We start from the raw sequence: 21,031 nt of genomic DNA, 5'->3' as shown, positions 1-21,031 counted from the left end.
CGCCGTCGGCATGAAGACATCCCTCAAAAGCATCCGCGACGTGGGAACCGGCGCAATCCTCCTCATCGTCGCCGAAACCCTCTTCATCGCAAGCTTTATCGCAGCCGGAATGCATATCATCGGATAGGACCGTAGCAGCCATGAGACCGATTGATCGTATCCTCGCACGTGCCGCCGCCGATCCCCGCCGGATCGTTTTACCGGAGGGTGAGGACCCTCGCATTATTGACGCCGCGCTCACGAGCGCGGGGGAAGGCATCGCCCAGCCGGTCCTGATCGGGCGGGCGGATGTCATCCAAGCGGCCCTTGCCTGTCGCGGCGCCGGCGACCGGGGCCTGACCATCGAAGATCCTGCAACCTCGCCTTTGCGTGAGGGATTCGTTCAGCGGTACCTGGATTTGCGTCGCGATAAGGGGGCCACACAGGAGCAGGCCGAGGCGGCCATTGCCGATCCGATGGGCTTCGCTGCCATGATGGTCCGGCAGGGTCATGCCGACGGGATGGTCGGGGGCGCCGTGGCGACGACGGCCCACACGGTGCGCACCGCCTTGCAGATCATCGGGCGGGCGGGCGATGCACGGATCGTCTCCAGCTTTTTCCTCATGATGCTGTGCGCCGCGGACCATCGGAAGAAGGGCGCCTTCCTGTTTTCCGACTGCGGGCTCGTGATCGAGCCTGATGCCGAGGAGCTGGCCGCCATCGCCCTTGCCACGGCGCGCTCCTGCGCGGCGCTCCTTCAGGAGGAGCCGCGCATTGCTATGCTGTCCTTTTCCACCATGGGCAGTGCCAGCCACCCCAGCATCGGCAAGGTCGTTGCCGCGACCGAACTCGTGCGTGCGGCCGATCCCGACCTCATCGTCGAGGGAGAACTGCAGTTCGACGCGGCCTTCGTGCCCGCCATCAGCGCCGCCAAGGCGCCGACCTCGCATATCCAGGGCGATGCCAACGTCTTCGTCTTCCCGAACCTCACGGCGGGGAACATTGCCTACAAGGTAGCGCAGCGCATGGGCGACGCCATCGCGATCGGTCCCATTCTGCAGGGGCTCGCCAAGCCGGCCAACGATTTGTCCCGCGGCTGCGACGCGGCCGATGTCCATGCGATGATCGCCGTTACCGTCGTCCAGGCGCTCTGTGCAGAAGACGCCGCCGCGCATTCGAACGTGGTCGCGGCAACCGGACCGAGCGAGTGCGTCGAGGAGCACCACGCTTAAGGGGAGGTCATACCAGCCAGCGTGCGAGCGATCAGCTCCACGCCCGGGCGGATCACCGCTTCGTCGATTGAGGAATAGGCCAGGCGGTAATAGGGGCAGGGGCGGCTCTGATCGGCGAAGAAGACGTAGCCCGGCTCGATCAGAACGTTGCAGGCACTGAGCTCGGTCGCAAGCTGGCGTGTATCGATACCATCGGACGCCTTCATCCAGACGCTCGATCCGCCTGATACGCTCACCTCTACCGGCGTGAGGGCATATTCCCGCAGCGCCTGCATCATGGCGTTCCGGCGGGCCTGGAAGGCGTTCGCCATGCGGGAGATGAGTGCATCGTAGTAGCCGAGCGACAGGAAGGTGGCGACGGCCCGCTGCGATTGGCCGGGCGGATGGCGCAGGACCGCCGCCCGTAAGGCGCGAACCTCGCTAATGAATGGCTGCGGCCCTACCAGATAGCCCATGCGAAGACCGGGAAAGATGGATTTGGAGAACGAGCCGACATAGATGACGCGGCCGTCGTCGTCGAGCGACTTGATCGCTGGGGCGGGCGAGCGCAGGAACGACATCTCGAACTCGTAATCGTCCTCAACGATCAGGTAATCGTGCCGACGGGCATGTTGCAGAAGAGCCGCGCGGCGTTCCAGCGGCATGGTCGCGTTGGTTGGGCAGTGATGGCTCGGCGTCACGAAAAGCACGTTTGTGCGCTCCGGGAGATGCTCAAAGACGGTACCGTCCGCGTCCACGGGATTGGTGACGAGCTCGCAGCGCGTCTGGCTCAATATGGCGCGTAGGCCGTGGTAACCCGGATCGTCCATCACGGCGGTGCGGCGCTGATTCAACAAAATCTGCGCGGCAAGCCATAATGCATTTTGTGCGCCCATTGTGATCAGAATTTCATCAGGCTGGGCACGGATGCCGCGCTTGGGCAGCGTGTGCATTGCAATGTATTTGATAAGTTCCGGATCGTCGCGCTCGAAGTAATCGGCCGACGTGGAGGCAAAGTCCCTTTTGCCGAGCGCCTGGATGGCACAACGGCGCCAGTTGCGGTGGTCGAATAGCGTATCGTCGGACTGGCCGTAGATGAAGCGGTAGGTATAATCCCGCCAATGCGCGGGCTTCAGCGGCAGGACGGCGTCCGAATAGCGCTGGCCGATCGCCTTGGACCAGTCCACCCCGCTAGCCGGGACCTCGGCCCGGTTGGGAAAGCGCGCCTGCCGCGGCGCCTTGTCGGAAACGAAGTAGCCCGAACGCCCGCGCGAGTTGACGAATTCGTTGGCGACGAGCTCGCTATAGGCGAGCGTCACTGTGATGCGGCTAACGCCTAGCTGATCGGCGAGCCGGCGGCTGGACGGGAGCCGTTCACCTGGCGGGAAGCGCCCGTCCAGGATGGCCTCACACATCAGCCGCTGAATCTGCTGCTGGAGCGTCTCCTGCGATGAATGGTCGAGGTAGAAGTAAGTCGGCGCCGTCGCCATTCCTGAAAGACCACCTTAATGGGTATGTTGCTTTGCACGACGAGCAGGTTACGGTGTTGGAGAAGCGCGTTCAGCCGGAAATACGTATAATAGAAAGAATATGGTCCGTATTATGCTGATGTTACGGCTCCTAGTCAATTGACTACCACGGCGCACAAACCTTGGGCAAAGCGGCATTCTGGCCTTATCAATATGGCCGAACTGGAACTACGTGGAGGCGGCGCGAAATGTCCCATTCCAAGGGGAATAATGGGAAAACGTGACGGAGGTTAGGATGCGATCCGATCTGAAACTTGCCTTGCTGGCGGGAGCGATCACGCTCTCCGCACATCCGGCTCTTGCAATCGACAAGGTGACGGTCGCGTATTTCTTGGAATGGCCCACCGCCAACCAGGCCGCCCAGGCCGACAACGCCTTCGAGGAGGCGCTTGGCGTGCCCGTCGAATGGCGCGCCTTCGGCAACGGCAACGAGATGACCCAGGCCATGGTGTCCGGTGACATCCAAATCGCCTACAGCCAGGGCTTCATCCCTTTCATCGTCGGTGTGACGAACGGCGCGCCGCTGGAACTCGTCGGCGTGGCGGTCACCTATGCCGAGAACGATTTGTGTATCGTGCGTGATGATGCCGGCATCACGAAGGAGAATGCCAAGGAGCTTGAAGGCAAGCGCGTCGCTACCCCCATCGGCAACGTGACCCATTACAAGCTCCTGCGCAGCCTGGAAGTGCTTGGCGTCGATGCGACGAAGGTTGAGCTCGTGCAAATGAACCCGGCCGACGCGGCGGTCGCCCTGATGCGCGGCGACGTTCCGATGGCCTGCGCCTTCGGCGGACCGCTTGACCGTATGCGCGAGGTGGGCAAGCCGCTGATGACGGGCGCCGAGCAGGAGGCCGCAGGCATCAACACCTTCGACATCGTCTCTGTCGAGAAGAGCTTTGCCACCGAGAATCCGGAGATGGTCAAGGCGTTCATGCGCGTCACGGCTGAGGCGAACGCCGCGTACGAGAAGAGCCCTGATGCCGAGATCGACGTCATCGCCAATGCGGCGGGCATGGACACAAAGGCGGCCGCTGAGATGCTGTCGCTCTTCGGCTTCCCGACGGTGGAGGAACAACTCAGTCCGAACTGGCTGGGCGGCGGTCTCCAGCAGGCGGCTAAAGGTGTCGCGGAGCTGATGAAGTCAAGCGGCAACATCGACCGTACGCTCGACGATTACGGGCCTTTCGTGACGACGCAATACCTGACGAAATGACCCCTGGCCCGGCCGTCTCGGCGGTCGGGCTCATCATCGACGGTCCGTGACGGGAGAGGGCGCTTGTCTTCCATTTCCATCGACAACGTATCGATGCGATACGAGCTTACGACGGGCGACGTGGTCCATGCTCTTGAGCGTGTTTCGCTCGAAATCCAGACCGGCGAACTGGTATCGATCCTCGGTCCGTCCGGCTGCGGCAAGACCACGCTTCTCAATATCCTAGCCGGATTCCTGGCGCCGTCCGAAGGACAAGTGTCCGTCAACGGGCGGCGGGTGACCGGGCCCGGGCCCGATCGCGGCATGGTTTTCCAGCAGGGCGCCTTGTTCGAATGGCTGAGCGTGGAAGGCAATGTCGCCTTCGGCCCGCGGATGATGGGCAAGCCCAAGCGCGAAACGGACGAGAAGGTACGCCACCTACTGGACGTGGTGGGGCTGGCGGGCTTTGCGTCCAAGCCTGTTTACCAATTGTCCGGCGGCATGCAGCAGCGTGTGGCCCTGGCCCGATGTCTTGCCAACGACCCGGCCGTGATCCTGATGGACGAGCCTCTCGGCGCGCTGGACGCCTTGACGCGCGAGAAGATGCAGGGGCTTGTGCTCAAGCTTTGGAAGGAAACCGGCAAGACCGTCATCCTGATCACCCATTCGGTGGAGGAGGCGCTGCTTCTGGGAGAGCGATTGATCATCATGGCACCGCGGCCGGGGCGAATCTTCAAGGAATACAGGCTCGATTTCGCCGAGCGTGCCTTGGCGCAGGACGCGCGTCAGGTGAAGGCGTTGCCGCAATTTGTGCGCACGCGCGAGGAGATCCTGTCGATGATCTGGAGCATGGAGGAGGAAATCATGGGACGGGAGTTGCGTACGGAGATGGCCGGTGCGTGAACATCCCAAACCCTCCGGCCTGGCAGTCTGGCTCGGCATTTCCGACAATGCCTTTACGCGGCAGAAGACAGTCAAGTTCGGCGATGCGAGCGCGGTCAACTCCGGCCGGCTCTATTCCATTCTGATCGTGCTGATCCTGCTTGCGGCCTGGATCATCGCGAGCGCCACCGGCAGCATCAAACCCTTCTTCTGGCCGCCGATCGGCGCGGCCATCGAGCGGTTGCAGACGCTGTTGACCGACGGCTTCCGGAACGTTTCGCTGTGGCAGCATGTCGGCATCAGCGTCTACCGCGTCCTGTCCGGGGTCATCTACGGCGCCCTGATCGGCATTCCGTTGGGCTTTGCTATGGGCTTATCGTCTTTTGCCCGTGGGCTCCTCGACCCAATCGTCGAATTCATGCGACCGATCCCGCCGCTTGCGCTGATCCCTTTAATCATACTGTGGTTCGGCATCGGCGAGTTCGCCAAGATATTCCTTTTGTTCCTGGCGTCCCTCTTCATCATGACGATCGCAGCGCGGTCGGGCGTTGCCAATGTGCGCGTTTCCAAGATCCACGCCGCCTATTCGCTCGGCGCCACCCGCTTTCAGATCCTGCGCCATGTGATTTTGCCCAACGCGCTTCCGGAAATCTTCACCGGCCTGCGCACGGCGATCGGCGTGTGCTGGGGCACCGTGGTCGCGGCCGAGCTGGTCGCGGCCGACCGGGGTGTCGGATCCATGATTATGATCGCCAAGAACTTCCTGCAGACTGACACGGTCGTCATTGGCATTGCCATCATCGGCATCATCGGCTACGCGATCGAACTGGTCATGCGGTGGCTCGAGCGCGTGCTGGTGCCTTGGCGGGGCAAGGTCTGACGCGAAAACACCAGGCCAAATGGTGTTGCATGAGCCCGGTCCCGACTACTATCCAATGACGAATGGTGGAGGTACATGAGCGCATATGCAACCTGTGAGCGACAACCTGTGAGCTGCAACTTGGATCTGAAGCTGGAGACGCCACTGACCTTCATGGCAGACCTGTAGACGAACTCAGCCTAGGGCGCGCAAAGGAACAGGACAACCTCTTCCGTATCCACGGGACGCCCCGTGCGGCGTGTCGGTAGGTTTGCCACGATGCGCTCTTTAAGAGCGCGGTCAATATGGTTGTGCATCGGCAAGTCGGTTGCTCCGATGTTCAATTGGGGCGCGAAACCTCCATAATGCCCGCTGATACAGGAGCAAACGCCGACGCTGTTTCACGCACTTACATCCCTTACTTGGAAAATCCCCCTTGCCCCCCGCAAATAACCCCCATTGGGTTCTGGTCGGCGCGCCAAGCCCTTATTCTTGGTCTGTCGAACGCTGGACATCCGTCCGCGCGGCCTGATTGTGAGGAGAGACCGTGAGCATATCCATCTGGCACTGGGTCATCTTGCTGCTGCTTCTCGCAGCACCGCTTCTGTTCCTACGCTACCGCGTGCCGGAAGGCCCCAACCGGTTCGGTTCGCCTGCGGAACCGGCCGGTTTTGTCGAGGCGGTGAAGCGCTTCTTCGCGAATTACGTGAATTTCCGTGATCGCGCGAGCCGGTCGGAATTCTGGTACGCGATGCTGTTTTATGCCCTGCTTTTCTTCCTGATTGGGTTTCTCCGCCTGCCCGATATATACACCACGATCCTTTACCTCGTCCTGTTCCTGCCGCTCCTGTCGGTCAGCGCCCGCCGCCTGCACGATTCCAACCGGTCCGGCTGGCTGCAACTCGTTGCCTTCTTCACCCCCATTGGCACGATCATCGCGATCATCTGGTTCTCTAAACCACCAAGCGAAGATAAATCGCTAGAGGACAACCGCGAAATCCCGGCCGCGTAACGCGTCTCAAAAGCGCCGCCAGCCTGCCGGCTCGCCATGGAGCAACCAGATGCGGCGGATTGCGTCGTTGAGCGCTCCGCGGGGCAGCCTTTATTGTCTGGCCATAGGTGAATCGCGGTAACGCATTCTTTGAGGATCGCTACATGGTCTTCCCAGAAGACAATGTAGCAGCACCTGCGCTCCGCGCGCGCGATAGCCTCACCGAGACCAACCTCCGAGTTCCAGCCCTAAGCCCGCCATCTGGCGGCGCTGTATGGATGGCAGTTCTTGGTGGCGACGGAAGCCATTTAACGACCGCAATGGGGGCGAGGCCTGCCCGTTCCGGTTTTGGTAATGGAACGGGCAGGAGCTGATATTTGATTCCGTTATGCCCTTGGCTTCTTGACTGTCTGCCAACGACGGTTAAAAGCGGAAATGTCGCCGCTGGTTAGGATGGGCATGGCCTGTTTTAGAACATCGTCACTCCAGTCCCACCATTGAAGTTCGAGGATCTTTTCAACCTCGTCTTCGGCGAACCGCCTTCGGATAAGCTTGGCTGGATTACCGCCGACAACGGCGTAGGGCTCAACATCTCTATTCACCAGGGCTCTCGTCTCAATTACTGCTCCATGCCCGATCGTAAGGCCTGGCATGATGATTGCGTCGGTCCCGATCCAGACATCGTTCCCGAGTATCGTATCGCCAGCAGGCTGAAAGCCATTCTTCGCACCCTCGAAGGAGGAAACGTCTGGCATCCAGAAGAAGGGAAACGTGCTTATCCAATCGTTCCGGTGGCCTTGGTTCCCATCCATGATGACGGATGTGCCAGAGCCGATCGAACAGAAGGATCCGATTACGAGTTTGTCAACGCCTTCGTCCGGCAGGAGGAAGCGAGCGCAGTCATCAAAACCGTGGCCATGGTAGTAGCCGGAATAATAGCTGTAACGTCCGACTCTGATGTTGGGATTGGTGACGAGGCGATCGAGCGTGATGCCCTTGAACGGGCGATTGAATATTTTGTGCATGATAGGTACCGCTTTTTCCAAAAACCGCGCATGCGGCGACCGTTCACCCGAAATCTCGCGGGTGAAACTTAGCAAGTGATCCTACGGATCACCGCTCCCGCTTCCATCGTCAGAGACGAGGAAGCGCGATTTTGGTGGTTCGGTATGCGGACTTCATTACGTCATCATGGCCCAATCGATAGATGCCAAGCGCGCCATAGCGTATGGCTTCGGCGGGGCGGGGCCTCATAGCGTTTAGGCGGCTATCGACCAGTAAAGGGTCGATCGTTGATGCTGTAATGTAATACTGGCGTCGTTTCTATCCCCGCACCGCGCGCCATCCGGCTGCTAATGCCTCATCCTCTGTGCAGAACCACCGCTCGCCCGCGTCGAGGTCGATCTTAACGTTCGAGTACGCACGGCTTTCAGGCATGTGGTAGATCCTACCGCTGCGGCTGATGTTGCCTTTAATCTGGCAGTCACCATCATCATTGCCAACGGACGGCTCTGACGGAAGCCGGTCGCCTCGTCGCCAACGCTCCGGCGTGATGAATTCTCCGGCCCACATACCTAGCTTGTTCTCTCGAGCATGATCCTCGGCAGCCTGATACCGACCATCGCTGTATCGCGTGTAGTGAACGGCCCAGCCGCCGCGGACCATTGCTTCGTTGATGACCGTCCCGTCCGGCATGGTGCATTCGGCTACGATCCTGCCGTAGCGGTCGCGGGTATCCTCGATGCAGGCCACACGACCGTTGCGGCCAACCAAGTCGGCTAGGAATTGCGCTGAGTTGGATCCGCAAAGGTAGCGCTGCCCGGCTGCCATCTCGCACGTCTGCTGCCCCTCTGGAGCATCTATGCCGTACAGCCGGATGCGTTCGGTTGTGCCTTCAACAGCGATAGTATCTCCATCGATGACAGTCATGCGACCGGAGATGTCAGCGGCTGTGGCAGGAATAGTCAAAGCGAGGATGATGAGCGATGAGATCAATACTTGCATGGCGCGTCATAGCGTGCCGCCCGAGGTTCTCAAAGCTCGCCCTCGATGAAGAGGATGCATTCGGGCATCAATCCGTGCGGCCGCAGCTAGCCTTTTACGATGCTGTTGACGAGCTGCTGTGCAACTTGGGCGTATTGGCTCTTGGGTAACGCCCTGAGCTTGGCACCTTCCGCGTACCGGGACAGCGCTTCGGAAATTTCTGAAGGCGTCCAACCGGCCTCCAGAGCCTGCCGTTCGATCTCTTCAACTGCTTCCGAGATCACTCGGCTGCACTCGCCAACGCGATCTCGGCGGAACGGAGTTGGGCCTGCGATCCTCATTTCCCACGCCTCTTATCACCAGACGTATCATTAGACCATATAGCATTCAGTATGTCAGATGCTTTTTTCGCCTTCTTGCCTGGCAGGAACCGCCCGGAGTGCCTCTCGATCGTCTCGGCAGTGTCGTGGACGGCTTAGCTCGCCATCTCGTATGATCCTGTGGCCTTCAGTACGTGAGTAGCCCGAATGTCGCGAACGTTGTGAGGACCATGTGGCAATGCTGTGTCGACGGCGCCGCGCCTTGTATGCGAATTATGAATGCCGTACTTCCATGTGATGCGATACCAATGATGAGTGATCGAGGCGACGGACATCAAGACATCATCCTCAATCTGCCAGCCCTTGGTGACGAACATCGTACCGGGGTCAGGCTCGGGGTCTTCGCACCTATGGGCTCATTCGCTCGTCAAAGCGTTCCACGCCGCCAAGATCAATAAGCATGGGCTGGCCGCCGAAAAACCGTGAGATCGCGTTCTTGGAGGCCGAGAGCGGCATGTACGCTCCGAACGGCTAGCTTTCGCGCTCCAGCGCATCTCGCCCCGGCCTAGCCTTTCCAATCGCGTTTTCGAGGTCGGAGCGCTGTCCGTGGTGAGCGGCTTCCGCCGCCAGACCTTAGGCGCTGCGGCAACGTGCGATCGGTGATGTCGTCTCCAAGCTCGGTCGCGGTCAAGCCGGGGCAGATGATCGTAGAGCAGATAACCGCGAGCTAGTTCGGTCTAGTTCCCCTTAGGGCCGCCCTCACGATACAGGAAACGGCATCGCTTGTGACGGGCCCCGGATTCAAACCATTGTCAGTTTCCACGGTAATTTGCACGATCCGATCGAGGTCGGCCTCCGTGATATCGACGTCCCGAAGGCTTTGCGGAAGTTGCAACTCACCGAGCAGATCATGGATGGTACCGGCCAGGTTCTGGGTATCCAGAGATTCTGCTACCCGGACGATTCCGTTCCGCGCGAAGGCCGTGTTGTAGGCCGTAACGTAGGGAAGGACGACGGCATGCGACTTACCGTGCGGGAGGCCGAAACTTCCGCCGAGCGTGTGGGCTAGGCCGTGCTGGAGCGCGAAACCGCCCGCCAGCGCTGCACCAGCCAGATAGGCGCCGAACAGAAGCTCCGAGCGAGCCGAAAGTGAGTTCGGGTCGTTCCAGACGGCCCTGATACCCTGCACTACTGCTCGCGCGCCTTCAATCGCAGCCATCTGATGGATGGGGCTGGACGATGTGACGTAAATTCCGTCGATGCAATGCGCTAGGGCGTTCAGCGCACTGGCCGCGCTGTTCTCACGGGACAGGCCCATCGAAAGTTCGGGATCGTAGATGACGGTATGGGCCAGCATGTTGCGGCTCTCGTGCATGATCTTCACGCCGTCGATCGTCATCCCACAGAACGCCGTCATCTCGGACCCGGAATAGGTCGTGGGGATGTTGACGATGGGCAACGCCAGTTCGAGCGAAATGCCTTTGGCAAGCCCTACGGACGCCCCGCCACCGATCGCCACGATGCAATCGGCCCCAGCCTCGAGGGCGGCAACGCGGCCACGCCGCGCCAGTTCCACCGGCACCTGAGACACCGCCTCTGGCAGAACGCCGACTGCCAGATCGCTGAGCGTGTGGGCCACTTGCTTGGCCATCGTCTTGCGGCCGGGCGTGGACACGACCAGCGCGCGTTTACACCCGAGGTGGGCAACCTCGTCCCTGACGGTCCGGGACGTACCCGAGCCGAAGACGATACGGGCGGGCGTGGCGTTGAAGGCGCCGTCCCTCGTGGTGAACCGGCGTACGGCCAGAGAAGATGTGTGCTTCATACGGGATCACCAATCGACGATGGTGCCGTCTTCGAGGACGGCTGTTCGGCTGTGAAAGACTTCGGGCTTGAAAGGGTGCTTGGCTGCCTCGATTTCGTCGATTTCGACGCCAAGTCCGATGACATCGGGCACGAGCCAACGCGACCCTTCGCGCTTCATCGGGGCGGAAACGACATCGTCGTACCAAGGGACGGCACCCGACATTTCCTCCTGAATCACGAAGTTCGGCGTCGAAACGGCGAAATGCAGCGCCGCGGCGCCGGCCAGCGGGCCGTTCGGATTGTGCGGAGCGATACCCATCATCGCTTTCTCGGCAGCCGCTGCGATCTTCTTGCCCTCCAGCAGGCCGCCCGTGTGGTTCAGGTCCGGCTGCAGGATATGCGCGCCGCGATTCTCGAAGAGCGGCTCGAACTCCTTGAACCCGACAAGCCGCTCGCCGGTGGCGACGGGGCACGGGGAACGTTCGGTGACGAGGCGCATCGCCTCAGCATCGCCTGGTTGCACGGGTTCTTCGACGAACCATGGGTCGAATGGCGCAAGCGCCTCGATATACTGTAGGGCGGCGGATACGGATGCCGGCCTGCCATGAAAGTCGACCATCACCGCGACGTCGTCGCCAACAGCATCACGCACGGTGCGCATCAGATCCTCGACGCGACGCCGGGATGCCTTGTCGACCATGTAGTGAGAATAGGGGATGAACACGACCTTAAGGGCGTCGTAGCCCTTCTCCACCACCCTTGTCGCGCCCTCGCGCAGCGGACCCGGGTCGAAGCTCTCGTAAACCGACTTCATGTCGCCAAGGCCGAGATGCGTGTAGAGCGGCACCCAATCGCGGGTCTTGCCGCCCAGGAGGCGCCATACCGGCAGACCGGCGCTCTTGCCGGCGATGTCCCACAAGGCATGCTCAATACCGCTGATTGCGGTAGCGCCGATTATGCCAAGCCGGTAGTAGCTGTGCTTGTTCAGAATCTGGAGGATCTGCTCGATGTCGCGAGGATCCTGGCCGAGCAGCAGGGGCTCCAGATCCTCGACGCATCCCGTTACGGCGCGCGTCTTCCAGTTCAGGCTCGCCTCGCCCCAGCCGTAGAGGCCGTCCTGGTTTGTTTCGACCTTGACGAAGATCCAGTTACGCATTTCCGCGTTGACGACGATCGTCCGCACGCGGGTTATCTTGATAGGGTCGCTTCTTAGCATTCGCTGTCTTGCCTATTCCAAGGGGTCGGCGTTCAGGCGTCGCGCCGGATCCGGTTCAAAAGCGGCCGTCCCTCTTCCAGGGCGGCGAGATTGGCGGCGATGAGGGCGTAGCGCCGGCGTGAGAGCTCGCGCGTCCAGGCGCAGGAGTGAGGCGTCGCCTTCACGTTAGCTAGCGCAAGGAAATCGTGGTTCGCCGGCGATACCTGGTCGTCCGCCCCTTTGGGGTAACGGTACCAGACGTCCAGGCTGGCGCCGCGGATTGTGCGATCCTGCAGGGCAGCGTAAAGCGCGCCCTCATCGACGACTTCGGCACGGGAAACGTTGAGAACGACGCCGTTCGTTCCGAGCGCCGAAAGAACCCTGGCATCCACGATACCGGTGCTGTCGTCCGTAAGGGGGCAGGTAACCACGAGGTAGTCGGCTTCCCGGGCCGCTTCCGCGAGATCGCGCGGATGGTCTATGCGCTCGGCGATGCCCGAGGGGTCGGTCTTGTCCGGCATCATCGGATCTACCGCAATGACCCGCATTCCGAATGCGTCTGCGCGGCATGCAACGGTTTGGCCGATGCGGCCATAGCCAAGGATGGCCACCGTCTTGCCGAAGAGTTCCCCGTGAGGGGTGCGGCTGCGATATCTGTCCGACCAGCCGCCGTCGGTCATGCTGGCCCGCAATGCGGTGAAATCGATCTCCCAGTCCAGCATCGCACCGAGTACGTATTCCGCGATGGGTATCTCGTGTTCAAATACGTTGCAAAGGATCGTCTCCGGCGAAAGCCGCACGATATCGATACCGTCCAGTCCTGCGCCCGGTACGTGAAGCATTCGCATCGGCGGCAAAGGCGCGCCGCCCCGTTGCATGCGCAGTGTCACCACGGCATCGTCGGGATGGAATGCGTGGTCGAAATCAGAGCTGTATGCGGCCTCCCGTGGAAGGTCGACGACCTCGGTCCGGGCCGCCTGCGCAGCCGGCATCGCCGCCAAGAGGTTTTCCCTGTGCTCCGATGCTTCGCCGACGAGAACCACACGCATACCTGCCTCCTCCGAGCCTCAATGACTTCGAAGTAAGGCCAGCCGTCCCATAGCGTCTAATGATTGTTTTTAATTGATTGATTATTTTTCGTTATTGAGGACGTCGGCGCTGACGTCCTTGGCGCATTCGCCGAATGCCCTGGCGATGGAGCTCGGCCCGGCGCTTGGGAAAGCAATTCCGAGGGTAATATACGGCCGATGGCCTGAGATTTCCCGGTAGACGACGCCGCGTCTCTGCATCTGCTGGACGCGCGATGCTACGAAACCGATGCCGGAGCCGCATGCTGCCATCGCGATGATCGACTGTACGGGAGACGCCTCGATGATCTGCCGGGGGACGAAGCCCTCCTGCTGAAAGAGGGCGATTATGCTGTCGTAGAGAAGCGGTCCGACCTGCCTTGGAAACAGGATCGCGGTTTCGTCCCGCAGGTCGGAAAGCCGGGTCGTCCGACGCGATGCAAGGCGATGGTCGGCTGGCATGACCAGCGAGAATGGCAGCGTGACGAGCAACTCGCAGGATAGCTGTTCGTTGGAGACCGGCGGATGGCAGATGCCTGCCTGGATTTCGGAACGCTCCAGCGCGGCTTCCTGCTCCTGCGTGGTCATGTGCCGGACCACCACCTCGATATCCGGGCGTATTTGGCGGAAGGCTTCGATCACCTCGGGCACCAGGATAAACAGGCTGGAGGCGGTTGCACCTATGACGAGCGTCCCCTTTTCCCCGCGCTCCACCCGCTGGGCGGTGCGGCTGGCATCGTCCATCACCTGGATGATGCGCCGCGCTTCCGGAAGGAAGGCCTCGCCCGCGGGTGTCAGCGAAACCTGCCGACTGCTGCGCGTCATAAGCACGACGCCTAGATGCTCCTCCAGCTTTCGCAACTGCTGGCTGATGCCGGGTTGGCTGATGTTGCAGCGCGCCGCTGCCCGGTGGAAATGACGCTCATCGGCGATGGCCACGAAGCATTCGAGATTTCGACGGTCCATGGGTTTCCTTGTAACGATACCTCCCACCAAGCTGGAGGCGGTGCGGTTCCATACTGAGCCATTCAGCGATATCTTATTATAATCAGTCAATTCATAACAATAATTGGACACGATTTTCGCACTTGCCCATAGTCGCTCTGTTCTTGGGAGGAGCAACACACTATGAAGCCGGTCACACCGCATCTCATGGCGGCTTTCGTCGCAGCATCGATCATGTTCGCACCGGCGCTTTCGATGGCGCAGGAGAAGCCTTCCGATTTCCCGCGCCGGCCGATCAGTCTTGTGGTGGCGTACCCGGCCGGCGGAGCCGTGGACGTGACGGCCCGCACGGTCGCCGACCTGACCCAGAAGCATAACGGGACCCAGTTCCGCGTCGAAAATCGTGTTGGCGGCGCTGGAATCGCGGCCCACACCTATCTAGCAAAGCAGGCGGCGGCGGACGGATACACGATCGGCGTCATCGCGAATCCATTTCTCTTCACCGACGTGCTCCTGCGGGACGCGAGCTTCGATATCGGCGAGTTCGACCCGATCGCGACGATCAGCTTCGACCCTGTCGTGTGGCTCGTGCGGACGGATTCGGATATCGGCGGGATGGAACTGCCGCAGATCATGGAGCATGCGAAAACCAATCGCCTGCAGGTGGGTATGAACCCAAACTCCATGTTTCTCTTCGTCAGTGAATATCTTGCCGACCAGCAAGGCGTTGAGTTCAACTTCGTCCCATTCGATGGCGGACGCCAGGGTGTAACCGCACTGCTGGCCGGCGATGTCGATGCAACCGCGGCCTTCTACAGCGAGATCGAGCAGTTTGTCCGTAACGGCGACTTGCGCGCCGTGGCGGTGACGGGCGATGCGCGCCACCCCGGCCTGCCGGACACGCCGACCTTCCCGGAGCTCGGCGTCCCCATGACCGGCCAGACCTGGGGCGCGACGCGCTTTCTGGCTGTGCCGAACGACACTCCGGAAGATCGCAGGAACTGGTTGGCTGCGGAGTTTCTGGCGACCCTGCAGTCCGACGCGGCAGGCCCAGCGTTCGAAGCCGCAAACCTGAGGCTGACGCCGGCCGATGAAGCGGCGACGAAGGCCAGTTACCAAAAGACGTTCGAGGAGCTGAAAACCTTCCTGACCAGCACGGGTCGACTGACGAACTGACAAAGGGAAGAGGCAGCAAGGCCTGTTTCATCACGTTCATCAGGAATGATCTCATGTTAAAGCCAATCGCGTCCTTCGCCCTGCTGGCTACGCTCGCCCTCGTGGTAGGGGGCGCGATAAACGACACGCCGAGTCTTCTGAGCTACCCGGTCGTCGTTTCATCGATCGCATTTCTGCTCGCTGCATCGACGGTTCTACCGGCTTTTGCAAAAGGCGGCCTGACGCGGACCGCGCCAGCGGTCCGGGTGGCCGATGTGACGCCGGCAGGTGGTCGGAAGCAGATGGTGCGCATCGTTGCGCTATGTGCGATCTGGATCGCCTACGCACTGGTTCTGACGTCGGCCGGCTTCGTCGCTGCCAGTTCCGCGGCGCTTGTCGCCTCGCTCTTGATATCGATGGGCAGTTTCTCATGGCGGGCTGCGGTGGCAGCCGTGGTCTTCGTCCTGGCGCTCGCCGTCCTTGTAACCACCGTTCTATTCGTCCCCGTGCCGAAGGCTGCCGTCGATTACTGGATCGACGAAGCCGTCTACACGCTTACGGAGGGCTGACCATGCTCGACGGCCTCTTGCAGGCACTGTCACTCGGCAACGCACTTGCGGCCGTGGCCGGTGTATTCTTCGGAATCATCATCGGTGCGATCCCGGGCCTCAGCGCGACGTTCGGCATCGTGCTTCTGGTCCCCGTAACGTTCCTGATGACGCCCGACCACGGCATGATCATGCTGGTCGGCATCTATGCCGGTGCGATCTATGGCGGCTCGATCTCCGCAATCCTCCTCAACATTCCGGGCACCCCGGCGTCCATCGTCAGCGGCTGGGAAGGCCATGCCATGGCCAAACGTGGCGATGCGCCACAAGCTCTGGGCATCTCCGCCGTAGGAGCGGGTATCGGCGGCATAGTTTCCGCCATCGGGCTAATCTTCCTGACGCCCATGCTGGCGCAACTGGCGTTACGGTTCGGTGCACCCGAATACATTCTCCTCGTCGTCTTCAGCCTCCTGATCGTCGTCGCGATGATGGAAACCCCGATACGCGCAAGCCTCACCTCGGCCTTCATAGGATTGACGATAGCATCGGTCGGGATAAGCCCCGTCGACGGGATGCCACGCATCACTTTCGGGTTTTATGATCTTTATTCCGGGCTGGGCATCGTCGCGATTCTGATCGGCTTCTTTTGCCTGCCACAGGCGCTCCAGCTTGGCGTTGAGGCTATCCGGGGGGAAAAAGGCGTGGCCGTGGGTGCGGTGGCCGCGTCCAGCGTCGTGCGGGTCCTGAAGCGTGTGGCCTACGACCGCTGGCTTCTGCTCCGAAGCTCCTTACTCGGGCTTGGCATGGGGATCCTGCCTGCGATCGGGCCAGAATCCAGCCCGTTCGTCGCCCACTCGCTCGAACGCAAATTATCGTCGAGGCCGGATGAGTTCGGCAAGGGTTCGGAAAGCGGTCTCTTCGCAGCCGAGGCTTCGGCATCGGCCAATGTCGGCGGATCACTCATACCGCTGCTGGCCCTTGGAATACCGGGGAGTGCGGCAGCCGCGGTTTTCATCGGTGCGCTGACGCTTCACGGTCTTCAGCCGGGGCCGCTGTTGTTCACCGAGCAACCGGGATTGATGTACTCCTTCTTTACCGGCTACTTCGTCGTCAACATACTCGTGGTTCTGATGGGCTTGTTCCTGTCGAGGCATCTGGCCGTGCTGTTGCGGTTGCCGAAGTCGATCCTGGCCGCGTACATCACCTTGTTTTCGTTCTTCGGCGCCTATGCCGTGAACAACTCGATGTTCGATATCTGGGTGATGCTGGGCTCCTTCGCGCTAGTCGTCGCCCTGCGGATCACGAACATTCCCGTAATACCTGCCGTGCTCGGCTTCATACTTGGCAGCGTTCTGGAGACGAATCTGGCAATTGCGCTCGCGCGTTCCACGGACCCCATATATTACCTGCAACGACCGATTGCAGTGGGCCTTGCTGTTGTCTGCCTTCTGCTGATTGCTTGGATCATCTTCCGCTGCTGGCATCATGCAACTGGCGTTCGGCAGGATGAGGAGCCAGATACGTCGCTTCTTGATGTTAAAGACTGATGCTGCGTTTGCACCGAACGCAGGTCGAATCCGCGACCCATAAGCAGTTGGTTTCGCGAGGAAGCCTGATCAGAATGCTAGTGAAACTCTGTCGCTTGGTCGCATCGACGAAGTGCCGAAAGGGGCCAAACAACGGTCGCATCGCCGCCTGTACGGCACGCCGCCGCGCCAGGACATCGCCCGGGTCCAGGCCGCCTCAGACTGTGTCGGAGCGGTGTGAGCTTGGCGTAATGGCGGCAGCTTGGCGCCCCCTTTTCAGACATTAAAGCGAACTCTGCCTTCGCTACAAAGCGGACGCTCAGCCCTTTCCCACCAACAGCTGCAACGCACCCTCATTTTGGCCGTTGAGAGAGAACATCGTTTCGTCAGACCGTTCTCGGTTCGGTGGTGATTGCCGCCGGAGATATTGATATAGTCGAGACGTCAATGCGAGTTGCACTTTCGCTCGATCAGTCAGATATGACAAGATTATCCCGGAGGTGCGCGCCGAGCGGGTTATGTTCAAACAACTGACGCGACACCTCGTCTGCAAGGTCCTCTCAAATCCACGCCTTTTGTGAAAGCTTACGAGCTTACAGTTCTGCAGCTAGCTCTTCGCGGAGTTCGGCTATCTCGCGTTGGATGTTGGCCTTCTCCGTATCCAACCGCGAACTAACTGAAACGTACTCGCTGGCGACTTTTTACATCGCGGCAGCAGCCAAGCCAGCGGTTTCGAAAATACGATTTAACGCTCGTTGATGCTGAAGCTGCAGCTGCGCCGACAACAAAGCGGGCGGCTGGGACCATCCCATCGTTGGCGCCGAGAATCGCTGCGCACAGGGCCTACAGGAGCCCTTTGCAGTATATACCAAGGCGCGCGATGCCGATGATACACTGTACAGCCTTTACGGCTTGATCACGCAGGTTGCTCGAGAGCTTGCAATTGAAGGAGTAGCTGCGGCCGTGCAGCCCTCACAAAGTCTTGAAGTATGCGATCTTGCCGAACGGCGGGGAAGCGATTGATATCCCTGCCGAGTGCAGGCGCCAGAAGGCGGATGCAGGTCTTGGAAAAACGTTGGACAGGCTACCAGCGTCAGAGACACTATGCATGACCCCGATCGACCTTCTCGTCATTGTTGCCGTCGCAGCATTCATTGCCTTTGCATTCTGGTCCAACCGGCGTCATCACAAGGACCGGATCGATGCACAGAAGACGTCCAAGGCCAAAAGGCTGGACGCGTGCGCGAATAAACTGCGCCAGGATTCTCCTGTGCCCTGAACGAGCCCGGACGCGTCTGCGCCTCCGGATCGTCGAAACAGTCGATGGTCGACGAGACCTATCACTTCCGTTCGGCTGCGATCCGCTCCTCAAGTGACGTTTGCCGCCGCTCGATCACGCCGGTAAGTGCGTCATCGCCAACGAGCCCGTCAATCTTACCGCCCGACATGTAGGCCGCGCGGCCAAGCAGATGGCCAGCGACTGGAACGGTCAGCAGCAGGAAGGCTATGACGAAGACACCAATGATTGTTGGTCCGACACCTTGCATCGAACATATGGTTCCAAGGACCGTGAAGATCGCGCCGACAGTACCCGCCTTCGTTGCGGCATGCATGCGCTGGAACGGATCGCGGAAGCGGATGAGGCCAAGGGCGGCCGCGAAGATGAAGGTGACGCCAATCAGCTTGAAGACGACCGTAAGGACGAGAAGCAGTGCGCTCATCAACGTCTCCGTTCCAGGAAGGCTGCGAAGGCGCATGTCGCCACGAAGGAGATCAGCGCGACGCCGACCGCGACATCCAGGAATTCCCGGCGGCCCGTCAAATCGGCCGTCAGCGCCGCAAGCGTGATGGCGATGCCCGTCAGCATATCGATGGCGATGAATCGGTCGGCGAAGCCGGGGCCCCGCGCCATGCGCCAGAAGGTCATGGCCAGCGGAACGACCAGCAACGAGATGAGCGTGCCGTTGACGATGCTGAGTATGTGATCGAGCTGTTCGATCATGGTTCCACCCTCCGTATCCGCTGCTCAAAAGTCGACACGATGCCGCGGACGACGCCTTCTGTGTCCGGCGCATCGAGCGCATGGACGTAGATCCAGTTGCGGTCATCGCTGACATGCAGTGAGCAGGTGCCGGGCGTCAGGGTGATCATATTGGCAAGCGTTGTGATACCAAGGTCCGTCTTCAGCGTAACGGGCACGGCCACGATCGCCGAGCGCGTTGCCGGGTTGCGCGCAAAGGCAGCGCGTGCGACCGCCAACGACGAGATCATCAGTTCCCGGAAGAAGACGATGAAGAGTTCCGAGCCGGCAACGGTGCGAGACGTGAGCGAGTTTGCCATCAGCCGATCCTCATGCCCAACACGGTTTCGATGTACTGCGTGGGATCCACCAACTGCTGGGCGGCCGCTTCGGCAAAGGCCACGAATGGCTGCGCGAAGAGCCCGATGGCCACCGTCAGGGCTGCCAGCAGCATGATCGCGGCGTAGAAGGGCGCCGGAACGGGGCGCCTGCGCTTCTGCCACTGCGGTGCGGGCTTCCAGAAGCCTTCGGCCCAGATCTTGCTCATCGAGTAGAGGGTGAGCAGGCCGACGAAGAGCCCTAGGCCCGCAAGCCACCAGCGCTCCGCGCCAAACGTGGCGTCGATGACCATGAACTTGGCCCAGAAGCCGGACAAGGGCGGAATGCCGCCCAGCGACAGAGCGGGGATCAGGAACAGGACGGCCAGGAGAGGGTGGGCCGCCAGGAGGCCGCCGCTCCTGCGTAGATCGAAACTGCCCGAGCCGCGATGGATGGCGCCGGCGATCAGGAACAGGTTCGCCTTCACGATGATGTGGTGGACGATATAGAAGATGCCGCCCGCCAGGGCTGCGGGTGTCGCCAAGGCCAGACCCAGGAGCATGTATCCGATCTGGCTGACAATGTGGAAAGACAGGATCCGCCGCACATCCCATTGCACCGCGGCCCCGAAGACGCCAAACACCATGGTGCCGGCTGCGATCACCGCCATCACCGGTCCGAGGCCCGAGGTCTCCATGGGCAGGATCAGGGTGAAGACCCGGAAGCAGGCATAGACGCCCACCTTCGTCAGAAGGCCGGCAAAGATGGCTGCTACGGTGATCGACGCCGTGTGGTAGGAGGCCGGAAGCCAGAAGAACAGCGGGAAGTAGCCTGCCTTGATGCCGAAGCCGCAGAACAGGAGGACGCCCACGATTACGAGCGTCAGGGAGGGTTCCGCGCCGCGCAGCTTCAGTGCGATATCGGCCATGTTGAGCGAGCCGGAAACGCCGTAGAGCATACCGACGGCCATCAGGAACAGGAGCGTCGACAGAAGGTTCAGCACGGCATACTTGAAGACGCCGTCGAGCTGAGCGCGGGTGCGGCCGATCGCGAGCAGGCCCATCGCCGTGATGAGCATGATCTCGAACCAGACATAGAGGTTGAAGATATCCCCCGTCAGGAAGGCGCCGTTGACGCCCGCCAGCATCCCGTTAAAGAGCGGGTGGAAGCCGGCACGTTCTTCCCGCTGCCGGATGTCGGCCGATCCGAAGATCATCGTTGCAAGGGCCATGAGGCCGGTGATGGCGGCCATGGCGGCGGCCAGCCGATCCGCCACGAAGCTGATTCCGAAGGGTGCTGCCCAGGCACCGAACTGGACGGCCACCACGCCATCCATATTCACCCGCCGTAACAGGTAGAGGCCGGCCACGAAGGTCGCCAGCGTGCCGAGCATGGAAACGATCCGCTGCGCCTTGCGGAAATTCCAAAGAAGCGCCGTCAGGCCGGCGGCCAGCACGGGCGCCAGGACCGGCCAGAGGACGGCGTTCGTCATTATCATGCTCCCC

Annotated in this window: 20 protein-coding genes; 9 read left to right on the top strand and 11 right to left on the bottom strand. The window is 61.0% G+C overall.

The genetic code is table 11. The annotated features are described in order from the left end of the window. Positions 1-140 precede the first annotated feature (140 nt). Positions 141-1,211 (top strand): phosphate acetyltransferase, encoded by a 1,071-nt coding sequence (gene pta / locus AUL31_RS11125; protein ID WP_073469100.1) that lies wholly within the window; start codon positions 141-143, stop codon positions 1,209-1,211. On the opposite strand, the gene pdxR is transcribed toward pta, so the two are convergent. Beyond that, a complete protein-coding gene (gene pdxR / locus AUL31_RS11120; RefSeq protein WP_060606030.1) occupies positions 1,208-2,680 on the bottom strand; it encodes a MocR-like pyridoxine biosynthesis transcription factor PdxR in 1,473 nt (490 codons plus the stop codon). The two genes, pta and pdxR, sit on opposite strands and share 4 nt — an antisense overlap. A 274-nt stretch (positions 2,681-2,954) precedes the next feature. On the opposite strand from pdxR, the gene AUL31_RS11115 reads away from it, so the two are divergent. From AUL31_RS11115 to AUL31_RS11100, 4 genes are all read left to right on the top strand, one after another. Then, entirely contained in the window at positions 2,955-3,932 is a 978-nt protein-coding gene (locus tag AUL31_RS11115) for a taurine ABC transporter substrate-binding protein (protein WP_060606027.1), read from the top strand. Positions 3,933-3,995: 63 nt separating this feature from the next. Continuing rightward, entirely contained in the window at positions 3,996-4,814 is an 819-nt protein-coding gene (locus AUL31_RS11110; RefSeq protein ID WP_060606023.1) for a taurine ABC transporter ATP-binding protein, read from the top strand. After that, positions 4,807-5,673: an ABC transporter permease gene (locus tag AUL31_RS11105; RefSeq protein ID WP_060606020.1), complete on the top strand. Its 867-nt coding sequence runs from the start codon at positions 4,807-4,809 to the stop codon at positions 5,671-5,673. The genes AUL31_RS11110 and AUL31_RS11105 overlap by 8 nt, the downstream gene beginning before the upstream one ends. 526 nt (positions 5,674-6,199) lie before the next feature. Then, positions 6,200-6,664 carry a DUF805 domain-containing protein gene (locus tag AUL31_RS11100; protein ID WP_060606017.1) on the top strand — a complete coding sequence of 155 codons (465 nt, stop codon included), beginning with the start codon at positions 6,200-6,202 and terminating at the stop codon, positions 6,662-6,664. A gap of 365 nt (positions 6,665-7,029) precedes the next feature. Here the strand turns inward: AUL31_RS11100 and catB are convergent, their stop codons facing one another. The 6 genes from catB to AUL31_RS20330 all read right to left on the bottom strand — a co-directional run bounded on the left by catB (position 7,030) and on the right by AUL31_RS20330 (position 13,980). After that, positions 7,030-7,668, bottom strand: a complete 639-nt coding sequence (gene catB, locus AUL31_RS11095) for a type B chloramphenicol O-acetyltransferase (RefSeq protein ID WP_060606014.1) — start codon at positions 7,666-7,668, stop codon at positions 7,030-7,032. Positions 7,669-7,966: 298 nt separating this feature from the next. Continuing rightward, positions 7,967-8,647 (bottom strand): thermonuclease family protein, encoded by a 681-nt coding sequence (locus AUL31_RS11090; RefSeq protein WP_073469102.1) that lies wholly within the window; start codon positions 8,645-8,647, stop codon positions 7,967-7,969. Between the two features lie 1,026 nt (positions 8,648-9,673). Further along, positions 9,674-10,771: an iron-containing alcohol dehydrogenase gene (locus AUL31_RS11080; protein ID WP_060606009.1), complete on the bottom strand. Its 1,098-nt coding sequence runs from the start codon at positions 10,769-10,771 to the stop codon at positions 9,674-9,676. 6 nt (positions 10,772-10,777) lie between these two features. Next, the gene (locus tag AUL31_RS11075) at positions 10,778-11,935 is read right to left on the bottom strand and encodes an enolase C-terminal domain-like protein (RefSeq protein WP_244489381.1); all 1,158 of its coding nucleotides are present in this window, start codon (positions 11,933-11,935) and stop codon (positions 10,778-10,780) included. Between the two features lie 65 nt (positions 11,936-12,000). Continuing rightward, positions 12,001-12,996, bottom strand: coding sequence for an NAD(P)-dependent oxidoreductase (locus AUL31_RS11070; protein WP_060606007.1), 996 nt, complete (start codon positions 12,994-12,996; stop codon positions 12,001-12,003). Between the two features lie 81 nt (positions 12,997-13,077). Further along, the gene (locus tag AUL31_RS20330) at positions 13,078-13,980 is read right to left on the bottom strand and encodes a LysR family transcriptional regulator (protein ID WP_060606005.1); all 903 of its coding nucleotides are present in this window, start codon (positions 13,978-13,980) and stop codon (positions 13,078-13,080) included. A 162-nt stretch (positions 13,981-14,142) separates the two neighbouring features. Here AUL31_RS20330 and AUL31_RS11060 point away from each other — a divergent pair, with 162 nt between their 5' ends. The 4 genes from AUL31_RS11060 (at position 14,143) to AUL31_RS20325 (ending at position 18,467) form a co-directional block, all read left to right on the top strand. After that, positions 14,143-15,135, top strand: coding sequence for a tripartite tricarboxylate transporter substrate binding protein (locus AUL31_RS11060; RefSeq protein ID WP_060606002.1), 993 nt, complete (start codon positions 14,143-14,145; stop codon positions 15,133-15,135). A 53-nt stretch (positions 15,136-15,188) separates the two neighbouring features. Then, positions 15,189-15,683 (top strand): tripartite tricarboxylate transporter TctB family protein, encoded by a 495-nt coding sequence (locus tag AUL31_RS20500; RefSeq protein ID WP_060606000.1) that lies wholly within the window; start codon positions 15,189-15,191, stop codon positions 15,681-15,683. Positions 15,684-15,685: 2 nt separating this feature from the next. Then, the gene (locus AUL31_RS11050; protein ID WP_060605997.1) at positions 15,686-17,209 is read left to right on the top strand and encodes a tripartite tricarboxylate transporter permease; all 1,524 of its coding nucleotides are present in this window, start codon (positions 15,686-15,688) and stop codon (positions 17,207-17,209) included. Between the two features lie 1,087 nt (positions 17,210-18,296). Beyond that, on the top strand, positions 18,297-18,467 hold the full coding sequence (locus tag AUL31_RS20325) for a hypothetical protein (RefSeq protein ID WP_156417291.1): 171 nt from the start codon (positions 18,297-18,299) through the stop codon (positions 18,465-18,467). A 61-nt stretch (positions 18,468-18,528) separates the two neighbouring features. On the opposite strand, the gene mnhG is transcribed toward AUL31_RS20325, so the two are convergent. From mnhG to AUL31_RS11030, 4 genes are read right to left on the bottom strand one after another with little or no spacing between them, the layout of a single operon-like run. Continuing rightward, positions 18,529-18,909, bottom strand: a complete 381-nt coding sequence (gene mnhG, locus AUL31_RS11045) for a monovalent cation/H(+) antiporter subunit G (RefSeq protein WP_200801672.1) — start codon at positions 18,907-18,909, stop codon at positions 18,529-18,531. Beyond that, positions 18,909-19,190: a monovalent cation/H+ antiporter complex subunit F gene (locus AUL31_RS11040; RefSeq protein ID WP_060605994.1), complete on the bottom strand. Its 282-nt coding sequence runs from the start codon at positions 19,188-19,190 to the stop codon at positions 18,909-18,911. Before AUL31_RS11040 ends, mnhG begins: the two co-directional genes overlap by 1 nt. Beyond that, a complete protein-coding gene (locus AUL31_RS11035) occupies positions 19,187-19,528 on the bottom strand; it encodes a Na+/H+ antiporter subunit E (protein ID WP_060605991.1) in 342 nt (113 codons plus the stop codon). The genes AUL31_RS11040 and AUL31_RS11035 overlap by 4 nt, the downstream gene beginning before the upstream one ends. After that, entirely contained in the window at positions 19,528-21,018 is a 1,491-nt protein-coding gene (locus tag AUL31_RS11030) for a Na+/H+ antiporter subunit D (RefSeq protein ID WP_143190164.1), read from the bottom strand. Before AUL31_RS11030 ends, AUL31_RS11035 begins: the two co-directional genes overlap by 1 nt. Between the last annotated feature and the right edge of the window lie 13 nt (positions 21,019-21,031).

It is taken from the genome of Aureimonas altamirensis (assembly GCF_001463885.1).
Classification (GTDB): domain Bacteria; phylum Pseudomonadota; class Alphaproteobacteria; order Rhizobiales; family Rhizobiaceae; genus Aureimonas; species Aureimonas altamirensis.
The sequence above is the reverse complement of the archived record's forward strand: the minus strand, read 5'-3'. Positions and strand labels throughout refer to the sequence as shown.

Excerpts from the sequence above, each read along its gene's own strand:
- pta (WP_073469100.1), top strand. The coding sequence starts at position 141 with ATGAGACCGATTGATCGTATCCTCGCACGTGCCGCCGCCGATCCCCGC.
- pdxR (WP_060606030.1), bottom strand. The coding sequence starts at position 2,680 with ATGGCGACGGCGCCGACTTACTTCTACCTCGACCATTCATCGCAGGAG.
- AUL31_RS11115 (WP_060606027.1), top strand. The coding sequence starts at position 2,955 with ATGCGATCCGATCTGAAACTTGCCTTGCTGGCGGGAGCGATCACGCTC.
- catB (WP_060606014.1), bottom strand. The coding sequence starts at position 7,668 with ATGCACAAAATATTCAATCGCCCGTTCAAGGGCATCACGCTCGATCGC.
- AUL31_RS11090 (WP_073469102.1), bottom strand. The coding sequence starts at position 8,647 with ATGCAAGTATTGATCTCATCGCTCATCATCCTCGCTTTGACTATTCCT.
- AUL31_RS11080 (WP_060606009.1), bottom strand. The coding sequence starts at position 10,771 with ATGAAGCACACATCTTCTCTGGCCGTACGCCGGTTCACCACGAGGGAC.
- AUL31_RS11070 (WP_060606007.1), bottom strand. The coding sequence starts at position 12,996 with ATGCGTGTGGTTCTCGTCGGCGAAGCATCGGAGCACAGGGAAAACCTC.
- AUL31_RS20330 (WP_060606005.1), bottom strand. The coding sequence starts at position 13,980 with ATGGACCGTCGAAATCTCGAATGCTTCGTGGCCATCGCCGATGAGCGT.
- AUL31_RS11060 (WP_060606002.1), top strand. The coding sequence starts at position 14,143 with ATGAAGCCGGTCACACCGCATCTCATGGCGGCTTTCGTCGCAGCATCG.
- AUL31_RS20500 (WP_060606000.1), top strand. The coding sequence starts at position 15,189 with ATGTTAAAGCCAATCGCGTCCTTCGCCCTGCTGGCTACGCTCGCCCTC.
- AUL31_RS11050 (WP_060605997.1), top strand. The coding sequence starts at position 15,686 with ATGCTCGACGGCCTCTTGCAGGCACTGTCACTCGGCAACGCACTTGCG.
- AUL31_RS20325 (WP_156417291.1), top strand. The coding sequence starts at position 18,297 with ATGACCCCGATCGACCTTCTCGTCATTGTTGCCGTCGCAGCATTCATT.
- mnhG (WP_200801672.1), bottom strand. The coding sequence starts at position 18,909 with ATGAGCGCACTGCTTCTCGTCCTTACGGTCGTCTTCAAGCTGATTGGC.
- AUL31_RS11040 (WP_060605994.1), bottom strand. The coding sequence starts at position 19,190 with ATGATCGAACAGCTCGATCACATACTCAGCATCGTCAACGGCACGCTC.
- AUL31_RS11035 (WP_060605991.1), bottom strand. The coding sequence starts at position 19,528 with ATGGCAAACTCGCTCACGTCTCGCACCGTTGCCGGCTCGGAACTCTTC.
- AUL31_RS11030 (WP_143190164.1), bottom strand. The coding sequence starts at position 21,018 with ATGACGAACGCCGTCCTCTGGCCGGTCCTGGCGCCCGTGCTGGCCGCC.